The sequence below is a fragment of the Thermogemmatispora aurantia genome (genome assembly GCF_008974285.1).
GTDB lineage: Bacteria > Chloroflexota > Ktedonobacteria > Ktedonobacterales > Ktedonobacteraceae > Thermogemmatispora > Thermogemmatispora aurantia.
On the sequence record NZ_BKZV01000001.1, the window covers coordinates 356,757 to 371,362 of the forward strand.

The 14,606-nt window shown below is 59.9% G+C and carries 11 protein-coding genes; 4 read left to right on the plus strand and 7 right to left on the minus strand.

All coding sequences use genetic code 11. The features are described from left to right. Positions 1–64: 64 nt before the first annotated feature. The 3 genes from KTAU_RS01350 to KTAU_RS01360 all read right to left on the minus strand — a co-directional run bounded on the left by KTAU_RS01350 (position 65) and on the right by KTAU_RS01360 (position 4,096). Positions 65–991: a carbohydrate ABC transporter permease gene (locus KTAU_RS01350; RefSeq protein ID WP_228026276.1), complete on the minus strand. Its 927-nt coding sequence runs from the start codon at positions 989–991 to the stop codon at positions 65–67. A 270-nt stretch (positions 992–1,261) separates the two neighbouring features. After that, positions 1,262–2,587, minus strand: a complete 1,326-nt coding sequence (locus tag KTAU_RS01355) for a substrate-binding domain-containing protein (RefSeq protein ID WP_151726682.1) — start codon at positions 2,585–2,587, stop codon at positions 1,262–1,264. 456 nt (positions 2,588–3,043) lie between these two features. Next, a complete protein-coding gene (locus tag KTAU_RS01360) occupies positions 3,044–4,096 on the minus strand; it encodes a LacI family DNA-binding transcriptional regulator (protein ID WP_174844050.1) in 1,053 nt (350 codons plus the stop codon). A 378-nt stretch (positions 4,097–4,474) separates the two neighbouring features. Here KTAU_RS01360 and KTAU_RS01365 point away from each other — a divergent pair, with 378 nt between their 5' ends. After that, the gene (locus KTAU_RS01365; RefSeq protein WP_151726683.1) at positions 4,475–4,951 is read left to right on the plus strand and encodes an acyl-CoA thioesterase; all 477 of its coding nucleotides are present in this window, start codon (positions 4,475–4,477) and stop codon (positions 4,949–4,951) included. 359 nt (positions 4,952–5,310) lie between these two features. Further along, positions 5,311–7,323, plus strand: a complete 2,013-nt coding sequence (gene ftsH, locus KTAU_RS01370) for an ATP-dependent zinc metalloprotease FtsH (RefSeq protein WP_151726684.1) — start codon at positions 5,311–5,313, stop codon at positions 7,321–7,323. 216 nt (positions 7,324–7,539) lie between these two features. Here ftsH and KTAU_RS01375 read toward each other — a convergent pair whose 3' ends face one another. Then, positions 7,540–8,175, minus strand: coding sequence for a CYTH domain-containing protein (locus KTAU_RS01375; RefSeq protein WP_170292970.1), 636 nt, complete (start codon positions 8,173–8,175; stop codon positions 7,540–7,542). Positions 8,176–8,735: 560 nt separating this feature from the next. On the opposite strand from KTAU_RS01375, the gene argJ reads away from it, so the two are divergent. Together argJ and KTAU_RS01385 are read left to right on the plus strand one after the other, a co-directional pair. Continuing rightward, positions 8,736–9,947: a bifunctional glutamate N-acetyltransferase/amino-acid acetyltransferase ArgJ gene (argJ, locus tag KTAU_RS01380; RefSeq protein WP_151726686.1), complete on the plus strand. Its 1,212-nt coding sequence runs from the start codon at positions 8,736–8,738 to the stop codon at positions 9,945–9,947. Between the two features lie 79 nt (positions 9,948–10,026). Then, positions 10,027–11,256, plus strand: coding sequence for an acetylornithine transaminase (locus tag KTAU_RS01385; RefSeq protein WP_151726687.1), 1,230 nt, complete (start codon positions 10,027–10,029; stop codon positions 11,254–11,256). A gap of 112 nt (positions 11,257–11,368) precedes the next feature. On the opposite strand, the gene KTAU_RS01390 is transcribed toward KTAU_RS01385, so the two are convergent. The 3 genes from KTAU_RS01390 to holB form a co-directional block, all read right to left on the minus strand. Further along, on the minus strand, positions 11,369–12,301 hold the full coding sequence (locus KTAU_RS01390; protein ID WP_151726688.1) for a hypothetical protein: 933 nt from the start codon (positions 12,299–12,301) through the stop codon (positions 11,369–11,371). Between the two features lie 65 nt (positions 12,302–12,366). Next, positions 12,367–13,164, minus strand: a complete 798-nt coding sequence (locus KTAU_RS01395; RefSeq protein WP_174844051.1) for an enoyl-CoA hydratase-related protein — start codon at positions 13,162–13,164, stop codon at positions 12,367–12,369. 111 nt (positions 13,165–13,275) lie between these two features. Further along, entirely contained in the window at positions 13,276–14,313 is a 1,038-nt protein-coding gene (gene holB, locus KTAU_RS01400; protein WP_151726689.1) for a DNA polymerase III subunit delta', read from the minus strand. Positions 14,314–14,606: the final 293 nt, after the last annotated feature.

A 14,606-nucleotide genomic window follows, 5' to 3' on the forward strand; every position in this document is an offset into this window, starting at 1 on the left:
CGCCTCTCCTCCTTCTCTTCGGCATTCCATTCCTTCTACCTTCCTTCTCTCGTCACCAGGCTGCTCACAGCCCCTCAAGCTGGCTTGACATGCGCAAGAAGCCGGTTACCCGCAGCAGCAAGAGAGAGAGAGCAATGCCGCTTATGGCCAGCACCAGAGCAATGACACTGCCATAGCCGACTTGCTCGTTCATAAAGGCCGTAATATACATATGCAGCGGCAGAATGCGCGTCGCGTAGCCGGGTCCGCCGCCGGTCATTACCCAAATCAGGTCGAAGTAGGTCAGCGAGCCGGTCAGCATAAAGATCGAAGAAGTGATGATGGTGTACTTCAATTGCGGCAGCGTGATCGAGAAGAACTTGCGCAACCTGCCGGCGCCATCGATTTCCGCTACATCATACAGCTCACGGGGGATCTGACGTGCGCCAGTCATATAAAGCAGAGAATGGAAGGGAATGAACTGCCAGGCGATAACGATAGCCACTACATAGAAAGCCAGGCCCGGATCGCCGAGCCAACCACGCGCCCAAGAAGAGAGGCCGAGCGCTCGCAAGGCGACATTGATTAGGCCAAAATTGGGGTCAAGGATCGAGACCCAGGTGATCCCGATAGCCACCGTCGAGAAGAGCAAGGGCAGAAAGTAGAAGACGCTCAGGACAGCGCGATAACGCTGCTGGCCTGCCATAAAGACCCCCAGGAGCAAGCTCAGCGGAGTCTGCAGCACCCAGGTCAGGATCATCATTTCCACAGTCAGCCCAATAGCGTGCAGCGTCAGCGGATCAGAGAAGAAATGCAGCCAGTTCGCCGGGCCGATCCAGACCGCCTGAGCGATGCCATTCCAGTTCGTAAAACTCAGGTAGACGGCCACTAACAGGGGGAAGAGCGCGAATAAGGCGTAGAAACAGAGGGCCGGAGCAGTCCATAGAAGCGCCGGCCAGGAGGCGGGCCGTCTTCGGATAGGAGCGACGCGCGCGGTCACACTCATACTCATCGTTTTAGCCTCAGCTCAGCGGAGAACAGCGGGTGCTAGCAGCATCTCATAGCCTCACCAGCAAGCGAGCGGTGGCCTGGAGAAGCGGGCCAGCACTTAGTACTCAAGTAAACAACCTGCTTGCACTTGTCAGGATTGCAGCTTCCGAGAGAGGTGCGTGACTGAGTGAGTGGGTAGGTAGAACAGGGGACCCTCCCCGCTCGTAGACCCTGCTCTACCTACCGCACTGCCCCGATACAACTACCGCTGCAGTAGCTAGCTTGCGCTACATCAGGTACCGATCGTCTGATTCATATTAGCCGAGAACTGCTGCGGCGAAATCTGGCGCAGGAAGAGCTGGTCCAGATTGGTCAGCAGCGCCTGGGCTGGCTGCGGCGGCAGAGCCTGATCCCAGGCCAATTGGAAGTGGACAGCTTTCTGCACCAGGCGATAGACGAAGAGTAGCCAGTCACTATGTGGAGCGCTGCTCAACTTATTCTCGATGCCCTGGACTGGAGGAATCTCACCCAGAGCAATGCGGCGATCGACCGCTTCATCATTAAGGACAGCGTCCTTGAGATAGGTCACGCAGGCTTGAGTGGCCTTCGACGTCTTGGCGACCGAGTAGTAATTGCAGGGAACACCCGTCAGATTGGAGGGATCGCCAATGCCGCCTTCGACCGCCGGGAATGGGAACCAACCGAGCTTGCCCTGCTGGATAAAGGAGGGATCATCGTTCAGAATGGTGCCGAAGTCCCAGGTACCCATCAAGTGCATGGCGGCCTTGCCGGTATAGAGCAGGGCGCTGGCCTGGCCGGTATCGTAGCTCACCGAGGCGAAACCGCTGCCGAAGGCCCCGGCGGCCACCAGGTCCTGAATCATCGTATTGGCCTTGATAATGACCGGGTTTGACCAGGCATTGGGCTGGTTGGCCATGATGGCATCAAAGACCTGCGGACCACCAAGGCGGTCGACCAGGTACATCTCATACATCAAATAGGTCCACTTGCTTGCTCCACCCAACGCAATTGGTTGCAGCCCCTGTTGCTTCACTGTCTTCACCAGATTGAGCAGATCGCTCCAGGTCTGGGGGATCGAGAGCTTATACTTCGCGAAGATATCCTTATTATAGAGGAAGACCACTGGCTGCACCCCGTCATTGGGGATGCCATAGATGTGGCCGTTGAAGGTAGCAGCGCCCAGTGAGGAAGGCAGGAAGCGATCGCGCCAGGCCGGATCGGCGTTGAGATCAGGAGTAAGATCATAAACATCGCCGGCATCGATATAGGATTTGAGGATGCCGCCGCCCCAACCAAAGAAGATATCAGGGGGTTGATGCGCTCCCATCGCCACCTGCAGCTTCTGCTTGTAGGGGTCATTCTGGAAGAACTGGACGGTGGCGTGAATCGAGGGGTGTGTCTGGTTAAACTTCGCCGTGATATCCTGGATCAGCTTCTGATCGTTGCCAGTGCTGATATCCCAGACCACAATCGACTGAGCGCTGCCCCCTCCGCCGCTCTGGCCACCCACGCCAAAGCAGCCCGAGAGCAACGCGGCCAGCGAGATCGCGCCGGTCGTCTGGAGAAAGTCGCGGCGAGAGAGTCTTCTTTGCTGCATAGTTCCATCTCCTCTGGCATCTTTGCTCGCCCGTCATGATTGAGGCCCACGCAGACAGTGGCATGGTGCTGCACATGGACAGACCCGGAAAACATCCTTGCTTGGCCGGTAGAACAGGGCAGCCCTCTGGCTTGCCGTGCCCCGGTCGCCGTCCCGGGACGGGGGCCAGACAAGAACAGAGAGACCGAAGCGAGCCGGCACTGGGGCTGGCCGCCGGAGGGCTGCCTTGAGAGCAATAGATCAGGCGCTCGTCGCTGAGAATAGCCTCCTTTCTGCAGCTTCTGCTGTTGCGGCTGCCTTCGCCACCTGCTCTGGTGGCTTGCCTTGTAAGACGTAGGCCGATCTGACCTGCCATCCTTACATGTATACAGCCAGACATGTATACATACTGATGTGTTTTTCACCAGTAATCTATGAGCACACGCCTCCCGGCGATGATCGGCGCCCTGGCGAGCGCTAGCGATCAGGCGAAGGTGGGGGCGCGCAGGACTCGCGCACAACCAAGGAGGTCGCCAGCTCGATGCGCATGCTATCGAGCGGTTCGCCCGCAATCAGGCGCAACAACATTGTTGTCGCCATGCGACCCATTTCGGCCAGAGGTTGGCGGATAGTTGTCAGCGCTGGAGAGACCATCGTTGCAATGGGCACATCGTCAAAGCCGACCACACTGACATCGTCGGGCACACGCAGGCCATGAGCCCGCAGGGCGGCGTAGACTCCCATCGCCTGCAAATCGCTGCCGGCGAAGATCGCCGTTGGCGGCTGGGGCAAAGCCAGCAGCGCGCAGGTCTGATCGTAACCCGTCTGCTGGCGAAACTCACCGGGACGGATCAGCTCCGGGTCGATCGGCAAGCCTGCCTCCTCCAGGGCCGCGCGATAGCCGGCAATGCGATCCTGACTGCAACGGAGATTAGGCCAGCCAGCGATAATAGCGATGCGGCGATGTCCCAACGAGAGCAGATACTCGGTTGCCGCTCGCCCGCCAGCCCAGTTCGTAGCGCCCACTGATGGGACATCGGGTCCCAGCTCGCCGCGATGGTCGACCACCACAAAGGGGATGCGATGCCGGCGCAACTCGTCGAGGCGCTCTGACTGGCCCTGCGCGAGCACCAGAATGGCCCCATCGGTCGCGCCCTCAATGACCTGACGCAGCCATTGCCGCTCACGGCGCGACTCGTCGTGTGTCGTCGAGAGAGCCATGCGCAGCTCGGTGCGCTCCAACACCTCCTCCACACCGCGAATGATCTCAAAATAGTAGGGGCTATCCAGATCCGGCACCACGAGGTCAATAATCCCGCTGCTCCCTCGCCTGAGGGCATTCGCTACCCGGCTGCGCACATAACCAGCCTCGCGAATAACCCGCTCGACACGCTCACGAGTAGCCGGAGCCACATCAGGGCGGTTGTTCAGGACACGGGAGACCGTCGGTATCGATACCCCAGCGCGGGCCGCGATCTCGGCGATGGTGCTGCGTCGCCGATTCATACTCTGCCTCGACTTCGTATTCATTACCGGTAACCTTATCGCGACAGTGGTTGTTTGAATCATACCTGGGAATCAGCCTTCTGTCAAGGGTGATCTTCAACTGGTTACCTCGGCTCCTTGCTATGAAAGCGCTGAATGCTGAAAAAAATATAGCCCTTCTGACGACATTTTTCCGATAACGTTATCATAGACAGAAGGCCCAGGCTGGCCCTGCGATTCGCCTGGCCCCGGTCGGCTATGCTACCATACATGGTAGAAGGCCGCGGACCACAGACAGGGTTATCGGCTTTCGGCTACCGCCTTGGCCGGCTAGTGGGCCGGTCACTGTGAAAGGATGCCAATTCGCTGGGGTAGCCGGTCTCTTTGGATGTTTTGACCTGCTGCGAGGGAGGTATAGAGAGCGTGGATCAGCGCAACGACAGGCCGCTTGCGCAGGCCGTACAGGAATTCGAGGTCTCTCTGGTTGATATGGACCCGTTTTTCATCCACTATACTGCTTACACTATCTGGATGGATCGCGGCTTTCTGCACCTGCTCAAAACCCTAGGTCATCCGTTGCACACTCTGTTCGCTGAGGGCTATGGCTTCCCGGTGGTCCATTGCCAGCTTGATTTCTGGGAGCCGGCGGCGCTTGATGAGCGCGTGCGCCTGACAACAGCCCTGGTGCGTTTGGGACGAACGAGTCTGACAGTGCGTTACGATTTTGCCCGCATGGAGGCCGATGGCTCCCTGACGCCACTGGCGCGCGGGGAGAGTGTACACGTTTATACCCAGCGCGCGACACGCCAGGCTCATGAACTGCCGGCCTGGCTGCGAGCTTTGGCCGAGGGCAAGAGCAGGGCGCCGACCGCGCTGCCACACGAACAGCACCACCAGTGAACGGGGGAGCTTCTTTTCGCTCGCGTGGGCTTTCTCCTTCGCTCCAGGCCCAGAGGCTGAAGTGATCCTTTTTGAACAAAAGCTATCACAATGGCGGCCCTGCTGAGGGTTCACTGCTCCCGCTTATCCCGGGGGATTTATTCCTCTTACATGGCCTGCCAGCGCTTTTTAAGAGGACGCAGCACGTTTTTAGGTGCACTCAGCGTTACATCAGAATTCCGTGGAGAATTCAGGGCCTACTATGTTATAATACCCCTCGAATGAGTCTTCCATTGACACAGTGTAATACGTAGTACAGCTCTCCTACATTCCTATATGAGATTGCCCGTTTCCAGGAGAGGATAGAGAGAGGAGCCTTGATGCCAAGTACTGGGAAATGGCTCAGAAACAGCCTGCTATGGCTGCTACTGGCAATCGCCATTGTCCTGATCCTCGTTGTCTTCTTCCGCCCCCAGAGCGGCGCTAAAACAGTGACGGTTTCCACCCTCCTGAGCGATCTGAAGGCGGATTTGCACAATGGGGTTCAGGATACGTTAAACGTCGGAACGAATACCCTCACCTTGACGCGGGGTGCCACTTCTTCGGCTCAGCGCGAGGTCGCTAATATCAACGATTCGTTCGATATTACCCGCGTGCTGCGGGATAATGACATCGATTACACCAACAATCGCTTGCTGACCCTGCAGTACGAGGCGCCAAGCTCGCTGGGTGCGTGGTTGAATCTCCTCGGGGGCCTCATTCCCTTCGTGTTGATCGCTGTCATCGTCATTATCTTGCTACGTCAGGCTCAGGGCACCAATAACCAGGCGCTCTCGTTTGGCAAGAGCCGCGCGCGCATGTTCCTGGGCAATAAGCCTACGGTGACCTTCGCCGACGTAGCCGGCGTGGATGAGGCGAAGCAGGAGCTGCAAGAGATCGTCGAGTTCCTGAAGTATCCCGATAAGTTCGCCGCCCTCGGGGCCCGCATTCCCAAGGGCCTGCTTCTGGTGGGACCGCCCGGCACGGGGAAAACGCTGATCGCTCGGGCTGTCGCCGGCGAGGCCGGCGTGCCATTCTTCAGCATCAGCGGCTCGGAGTTCGTGGAGATGTTCGTCGGTGTGGGGGCGAGCCGGGTGCGCGATCTCTTCGAGCAGGCGAAGCGTAACAGTCCCTGCATTGTCTTCGTCGATGAGATCGATGCGGTAGGGCGCCAGCGCGGCGCTGGTCTGGGCGGCTCGCACGATGAGCGCGAGCAGACGCTCAACCAGATTCTGGTGGAGATGGATGGCTTCGATTCGAGCACCAATGTGATTGTGATTGCAGCCACCAACAGACCGGACGTGCTCGATCCAGCCTTGCTTCGCCCCGGTCGCTTCGATCGCCAGGTGGTGCTCGATCGCCCCGACATCCGCGGTCGCATGGCTATTCTGCAGGTCCACGCTCGCGGCAAGCCGCTGGAGAAAGATGTCTCTCTGGAGACGATCGCTCGCCAGACGCCAGGCTTCTCCGGGGCAGATCTGGCCAACCTGCTCAATGAGGCCGCCATTCTGGCTGCTCGACGCAACCGTCGGACTATCAGCATGAAGGAGCTGGAGGAGGCCATCGACCGGGTGGTAGCAGGGCCAGCGCGCAAGAGCCGCATTATTAGCGAGCGCGAGAAGGCGATTACAGCCTACCACGAGGTCGGGCATGCCCTGGTGGCGCGTATGCTGCCCAACACTGACCCGGTGCATAAGGTCTCAATTGTGGCTCGTGGCCAGGCCGGCGGCTTCACGATGCTGCTACCAACAGAGGACCGCTATCTGTGGAGCAAGTCGCAGTTCGAGGATATGCTGGCCTACGCCCTCGGTGGCCATGTCGCTGAGCTGATTATCTTCGGCGAGGTGACGACTGGCGCCTCTAACGACATCGAGCGTGTGACCAAGATCGCCCGCTCGATGGTCACCGAGTACGGCATGAGCAGCCTGATCGGCCCTGTGGCCCTCGGCCATAAAGAGGAGCTGGTCTTCCTCGGTCGCGATTTCAATGAGCAGCGCAACTACAGTGAGGAAACGGCGCGCGAGATTGATATGGAGGTGCGCCGCATCGTCCAGGAGGCTTTCAACAAGGCCTATCAGGTGCTGTCTCAGAATAAGAAGCGCCTGATCATGATCAGCGAACGTCTGATTAAGGAAGAGACTCTGGAGGGGCCGACCTTCGAAGCGCTCTTCAATCAACCAATCCAAGAGGATGAGTACGAGTCTCCCTCAATTCTCGCTGGCATGCCAGACGTCCGCGATACCCGCTTCAACGGCAAGCGGGATGACGTAAGCCGCTTGCCTGATACGCTCTTTCCTTCGCTGCCTTCGGGCTTCCAGTCCTCATCTCACGGTGAGGGGAACCGCGAGCCGTAACCAGCCCTACAGCCTAGGCCGCTCCCCTCTTGCTGGCAGGGCCGAGGCTGTCGGCTGGGCACTGTAGGCAAGCGGTGGGTGGGCCAGGCTAGTTTGCCTGTGCGCCCGCCCCCCACTGCGGCCTGGCTCGGACCGGCCAGTGCGCTTGCTACCTTATCTCTTTGCCCTACCTGGATCTGGTAGCTCTGCGCTACCCGCAGGTAGCAGACTTGCCCATCAGTCGCAGTGCCCGCTGAGCAGATCGCTATAGGAGTAGGGTACTACTGGTAGGCGATCCAGCTCTAGCAGCGAGATGAGCGCAGAATGCTCAGCGCTGGCCTCGCCGGGTGTGATCTTCTCGTCAATGACCGTCTCTAGTTTGACAAAGGAACCAAGATCTTTGACTTCATCCAGATGGATGCGCGTGTGCCCATAGCGATAGAAGCGGCGCGTCTTCTCAACGACTACCAGAACCCCCAGAGCCGACGAAAGCAAGGCCCGGAGAATGATTGGCTCGCTCACAGGATAGACCAAATACTCGCAGGTACGTGTCCCCGCCCGCTCCTGCCGGAGCGAGGAGATAAGGAGCGCTCCCTCTCTACCGTCTTCATGGCCTCCCTCGGCTGCTTCCTGACCCCGCGCTTGCTCCCCCGTAGTTGTGTTCATGGCCACGTCGACTATGCTGGCCGTGGTCACAACTTCGTCTTCGCGCCACCACTCGCGTAACTTAAGGCGAGCATGGGTTGCCAAGAAGTAAGTATCGCGCTGCTTCACAGTGCGTACATAGGTCGCTCCAGCGCTGCAGGCCAGTGCTTCTACCTGCTGGAGCGTCATGGCACCGAGACAGCGGACTTTTAATTCCAGGTTTTGCACGGTCAGGCTATCCTTCCAGCTAGAGTCTCCTATGTTCTTCATTATACCGCCACGAGCACTTCACTGGTAAGAGCCAGCCACTGCGCTGATAGCGGCACCAGGACCAAGGCTTTACAAGCATTGTCCACCGCACTATACTATTCAGCAAAGGTCGTGCGACACGCACCGCGCGCCTCACAGCTTGGCCCGCCTGACACCAGCCAGATAGATAGCTCTAGCTCTGGGCCGATTGCCCTTCTCTGGCCTCGCGCAAGCTGGCCTGCACGTTGGCCTCCGCGGTGATCCGCGACGAGCGCGGCCTCTATCTAGAGCCGGTGTCTGGCTGCCGCCGGTTTTCTTTTTTTGCCCAAGATCCTCTTTCACCACTATTAACCGGGCTGGAACGTCTCCCCCCTGGGGGAAGGCGGAGTGTTGTCTGGCTAGAGGGAAGAGCAGCAGGGAAAGGGTCCTTCGCATCTCCCTCAGACCCGTCACCTATCCGAGAAAAGGCGCGGCGGCTCACTCTGGTAACAGGCAAGCTGCCGAGCCGTCAGCTCTAGCTGTATCAGGAGGGACGACCATTGACTGAGCAATTCCGTGAGGTAGACCTCTGTGTCACTGCTCCGCGCGGCTTCCGCGCAGGAGCTGTTGCCTGCGGTATCAAATCTGATGCGGCGATCAAAGACCTGGCGATCCTGGCCTCGGATGTCCCTTGTGTCGCCGCCGGTACCTTTACAACGAGCCGCACCCCCGCCGCCCCTGTGCTGCTCTGCCGGGAGTATCTGCGCGGTGGCAAGGCCCAGGCGGTGGTGGTCAACAGCGGCAATGCAAACTGCGCCACCGGCGAGCAGGGTCTGCGCAATGCGTATCGCATGTCCGAGCTGGCTGCCGCTCGCTTGGGTATCCCGAAGGAGCTGGTGCTCTGCTCTTCGACGGGTATCATTGGCCGGCAATTGCCTATGGAGAAGATTGAGCGGGGCATCACGGCCATTGAGCTGAGTAGCGACAGCGGCAACGATTTCGCCGAGGCCATTCTGACGACCGATACACGCCCCAAACGCATCGCTCTGGAATTCGAGATCGAGGGTCGCACGGTGCGCCTGGGTGGAGCAACCAAGGGAGCCGGGATGATCTACCCAAATATGGCGACCATGCTCTGCTATCTGACAACTGATGTCGCTGTCGAGCAAGCCTGGTTACAAGAAGAGCTGCGGGCCGCCGTGGCGAACTCGTTCAATATGATCTCTGTCGACGGCGATATGTCGACGAATGATACTTGTCTGCTCCTTGCCAATGGCTTGGCGGGTAACACGCCGCTCAACGAGGCCCATCCCGAGGCTGGACACTTCCGCGAGGCGTTGCACCGTGTGACCACCTATCTGGCCCGTGAGATCGCCCGTGACGGAGAGGGCGCGACCAAGCTGATGACGGTCCACGTGCGCGGCGCGCGCGATCAAGCCGATGCGATTAAGGCAGCCCGCGCTATCACGCTTTCTCCTCTCTGGCAGTGCGCTCTGGCTGGGGGCGACCCTAACTGGGGGCGGATTGTCGCCGCTCTCGGCGCCAGCGGCTGTACGCTTGACCCCGATCGTTTCGATATTTTTATCGGTCCTGTCCAGGTGGTGCAGCAGGGCGGCGCTGCCCCTTACGATGAAGCGGCGGCCCGCTCCGTGATGGCCGCCAGCGAGGTAACCATTACGATTGACCTGCACCTGGGAGAGGCAGAGGCCACAGCCTGGGGCTGCGATCTGACCCACGGCTATATTGATGAGAATACACTCTATACGCGCTAACTCGCCAGCGCATCCGCTCGCTCGCCAACCGCAACAGGTCCGCGGCAGAATAACCGCGGCAGAATAAGGAGCTTGACCGATGACGACACCTATGTTGAAACGTGACTGGATCGCACTCGAGCAGAAATACTACCAGGCCACTTTCAAACGCCAGCCGGTGACCTTTATCCGTGGCCAGGGCATTCGCGTCTGGGATGCAGAGGGACGCGAGTATCTGGACTTTGTAGCTGGGATCGCGGTGAATGTCCTTGGGCACTGCCACCCTGCGGTGGTGCAGGCCGTCCAGGAGCAGGCAGCGCAACTGATCCACGTCTCTAACCTGTACTACAATACGCGTCAGATCGAGTTGGCCGAGCAGCTGGCTCTGCTCAGCGGCGGGATGCGCTCGTTCTTTAGCAACAGTGGCGCGGAGGCTAATGAGGGCGCTATCAAGCTGGCCCGGAAGTTTGGCCGCCTGCATCGCAACGGCGCCTATGAAATCATCAGCATGGAGCGCAGCTTTCACGGGCGCACGCTGGCCACAACGGCAGCCACCGGCCAAGCCCATTATCAGGAGACCTGGAAGCCCCTGCCAGACGGCTTTAAGCAGGTCCCGTTCAACGATCTCGATGCTCTCAAGGCAGCAACCAGCGAGAAGACGGTCGGGATCTTGCTGGAGTCGGTCCAGGGTGAGGGCGGGATCTGGCCAGCCACCAGGGAGTTTCTGCAGGGTGTGCGCCGCTGGTGCGACGAGCAGAATCTGGTGATGATCTGCGACGAGGTCCAGGCAGGCATGGGACGAACGGGCAAGTTCTTTGGTTTCGAGCACTACGGCGTGATGCCCGATATCATTACGCTGGCTAAGGGCCTGGCCGGTGGCGTGCCGATTGGCGCCATGCTGACCGGACGCCGTACTGATTTGTTCGTGCCCGGTGACCACGGCTCGACGTTCGGGGGGAATCCCCTGGCCTGTGCTGCCGCTTTAGCCACACTAAAGACCATCCAGGAGGAGCGCCTGGTCGAGAATGCCGCGCGCATGGGCGAGTACTGGCACGAGAAACTACAGGCCCTCTGCCAGAAGTACGATTTTATTGCGAATCCGCGCGGCATCGGCCTGATGCGCGCCGTGGAGGTCAAATATGATCTGGCGCCGGCGATCGTCGATCAGGCTCTCAAGCATGGTCTGCTGCTGAATAACCTGGGGAACGCCACTCTGCGTATGGTGCCACCACTCATCTTAACACGAGCCGATATCGATGAGGCTGCCCAACGCCTCGATCGCGCCCTCGAGGATGTGTCTCTTCAGCGCGGAGTGGCCGCGCAGTCCTGATTGTCCTGACCGCGTCTACTTTGCCCGCAGCCAGCAGCCTCACCGGCACACCAGCATGAAGCGCGCCGGCGGCTGTTGGCTGTTTGTACTCTCCTGAGAAGACCAGGAGCGCTCAAGTTGCAGGGACGGCGGCCAGATAGCCAACCACCTCGTAGCCGCGGCCCGGTCGCTCAGCGGTCGGCAGATCACTCAGCCACTCCCAGCGCCGTTCAGCCAGCACCGTAAAGGCCTGGTGCACCAGGTCAAAGAAGGCATAGGGCACCAGCGGTAACTCACGCCGTAGCGGCCCCCCTTGACTCACCTCACCCTCTTTAAAGAGGAAGCCCCGCACGTCGCTGAGCAGGACGATCAGCCCACCCGGCTCGACTAGCTCGCGCAAGAGATGTAAATGGGCCGCCATGACCCGCAGGCGGAAGTGCTGGGCAGCCTCCTGATAGCGGCGATGACGCTCCTGCATTCCCAGATGGCGCGCGGCCCGCTGCTGCACGGTGTCGAGGAGATCAAGTAAGGGATAACTGAAGAGCTGGGAGAGCACCAGCGAGCTGATAGCCAGACCAAACGCCGCGCGCGGGAGGCCCTCAATCTGGGGCGGGTCGGGCACAGGACAGTCATCCAAAACGGCAGCCAGACGGTCCCAGAGCGCTGAGGCCTCCCCCTGCTCCAAGAGACGCCAGGGGAGCAGGCGCAACCGCTCCTGCAGCAGGGCGCTGACGCCTCCAGTCAGGTCACAGGTCAGCAACTGCACCCGGGCTTGCAAGGAGGCAGCGGGCAGCTCAGCCCGCGCTTGCAGCAGAGCCGCTCGATCCAAGTCGACAAGGACCACCTCATCCGCCGCGCGCGCGAGCTTCTCCAGAGGGATCTCGGTGCAGGCTCCTGCCCCCAGTACGGCAATGCCTTGCGAAAGAGCCGGCGAGCGTCGTCCCAGAGCTTCCAGCATCAGGGTAGCACACTGCTCCAGATGCTGCGGTGCATGCTCTTGCAGCCAGCGACGGCGCGCCGGCCCCTGTGTTTGGGCATTATTGTAAGGTAGCGAATCGATACGCACAGCAGACCAACGAACGAGAAGACCTCACATGTACCCCCACAGCACACCCGGTACGGGCCGCGAGCCTACTGTCCGCTATAACGCGGCGGGCGCTTCTCGCGGAAGGCCGCCACGCCCTCACGATGATCAGCGGTCTCAATAGCAACCTCCTGCAGCTCGCCCTCCAGGCGCAGCACTGTCTCCAGATCACTATTCACCGCCGTATTGAGCAGCTGCTTGATTAGCCCATAGGCCCGAGTTGGCCCCTGCGCCAGCCGGCGGGCCAGGGCCCGCGTGGCCTCCTCGAACTCAGCATCGGGCACACAGCGATTGACCAGCCCGAGGCGCTCAGCTTCAGGCCCAGAGACCTCGTCGGCCAGCATCGCCAGCTCCAGCGCCTTGCCAAGCCCAACCAGGCGTGTCAGGAAGAAGCCCCCCCCTGCATCAGGGATCAAGCCGATGCGCGCAAAGGCCTGCAGAAAGCGGGCATTTTCCGAGGCAATACGCAGATCACAAGCCAGCGCCAGACTACAAGAAGCCCCCGCCGCCACACCACGTACAGCGGCAATCACCGGCTTCTGCATCTCGCGGATGCAGCGGATCACGCGATGATACTTCTGTAGATGCTCGCTCACGCGGCCCCGGCGCTCACCCGCGGCCCGCGCTTCAAAGGCACGCAGGTCCTGACCGGAGCCAAAAGCTCCTCCCGCACCAGTCAGTACGACACAGCGCACAGCGGCATCGGCGGCAGCCTCCTCCAGGACCTCAGCCAGTTCTTCGAGCATGCGATCATTGACAGCGTTGCGTACTTCAGGACGATTGAAGGCAACCGTCAGCACGCCCTCTGCCTGGTCGACAAGCAGATGTTGAAAGGACTTCTGCATGGCTTTCTTTGCTCCTTCCCTCAACAAGGGGCACAGGCCTCGTTGCCGATTACGGTCATCAGTCAGCTTGCACAGGCTCGCAGAGCACGCGAATTGAGGTAGGTGCGGCACTCAGACACGACTCAGCAAGGGGAGATCGAGCATAAGCACCTCCAGCGCGGCCCGCGGATTTACATTCTGGTCGAGCGCCTCTAGAGTCCGCAAGATTGCATAAATCATGTGACGTGCGCCAGCAGCACCGAGCAGAGCAGTCTGCCTTTGGAGCAGCTCACGCATATCAACATTGACAATCAGATCCTGTCCCCCACTGGCCATCAGCAAGACATCGCGCCACCAGAGCAGCCACAACTCCAACAGCTGGCGCAGCCGCTCAGGCTCCCCACTCAGTCGCTGGGCGACCGCAAAGCGCTCTGCCCGCCCCTGCCCGGGCAGGCGCGCCAGCAGTTCCAGCTGCTCACGCCGCTCCACGAGCAGCTGCTCATCTTCCACAGCCCGTACGGCCCAGCCCATACGCCCTGAAGCCAGGGCAGCAATCAGCTCAGCCTCCGCCGGCTCGACCTCCCAGTAGTTTTCCAGAGCCTGACGGATCTGAGCAGTGCTCAACAGGTGGAGCGGGATATGCTGCACACGCGAAAGGATAGTCGGCAGGAGCAAGCCCCGCTCAGGAGCGGTCAGCAACAAGACTACCCCTGGCTCCGGCTCTTCCAATGTCTTCAGCAGGCAGTTGGCCGCCTGGGAATTCATCTCATGTGCACCCAAAATCAGGAAGATCTTATAGCGACCCTCCAGAGCGTGCCGGGCTGCCTCAGATTGCAGAGCCCGGATCTGATCAATGAGAATGAATTGCTTGTCGGGAGGACGAGCGACTACATGGACATCGGGATGATTGCCATGCAGCACCTTCCGGCAGGCCAGACAACGCTGACAGGGATTGACCGGGGCCTGTCGCGGATCAGGGCCCCCCATGCACAGCAAGGCTTGGGCGAAGCGCTGTGCTAAGAGCGTCTTCCCAATCTGATCAGGGCCAGTAAACAGATAGGCATGGCGCACTTGCTGCGAGGCCAAGGCCCGTCGCAGGCGCTCCAGGGCATGCTCATGTCCAATGATCCCCCAACCGTGCGCGGCTGCCTCAAGAGCTGTCACAGTCATGGTTTTATTATCGTAGCAGAAAGAGCGCCTCAAGGCAAGGCGGAACAGCCTTCACGCACTTCTGCGAGTGCTGCCTTGACCCATCCTGCTTCAGTTCGCCTGAGTGTGCTATACTGTATGCTGTACCGTTGTTTGTTGAGCTGAGGAAGGCCGTGAGAAAATTCGTCCAGTGACTGTCGCCTACCTCATAGCAGCGATGACAACCATATGCTATGCTGTATTCGAATTCGCAAGAGAGCAGTATGATACATGTGCGCATCCAGCACGATCTCCTGAAACACTAAGGTTGATGT

Coding starts and splice junctions, on each gene's coding strand:
- KTAU_RS01350 (WP_228026276.1), bottom strand. CDS start 991: ATGAGTATGAGTGTGACCGCGCGCGTCGCTCCTATCCGAAGACGGCCC.
- holB (WP_151726689.1), bottom strand. CDS start 14,313: ATGACTGTGACAGCTCTTGAGGCAGCCGCGCACGGTTGGGGGATCATT.
- ftsH (WP_151726684.1), top strand. CDS start 5,311: ATGCCAAGTACTGGGAAATGGCTCAGAAACAGCCTGCTATGGCTGCTA.
- KTAU_RS01385 (WP_151726687.1), top strand. CDS start 10,027: ATGACGACACCTATGTTGAAACGTGACTGGATCGCACTCGAGCAGAAA.
- KTAU_RS01360 (WP_174844050.1), bottom strand. CDS start 4,096: ATGAATACGAAGTCGAGGCAGAGTATGAATCGGCGACGCAGCACCATC.
- KTAU_RS01355 (WP_151726682.1), bottom strand. CDS start 2,587: ATGCAGCAAAGAAGACTCTCTCGCCGCGACTTTCTCCAGACGACCGGC.
- KTAU_RS01395 (WP_174844051.1), bottom strand. CDS start 13,164: ATGCAGAAGTCCTTTCAACATCTGCTTGTCGACCAGGCAGAGGGCGTG.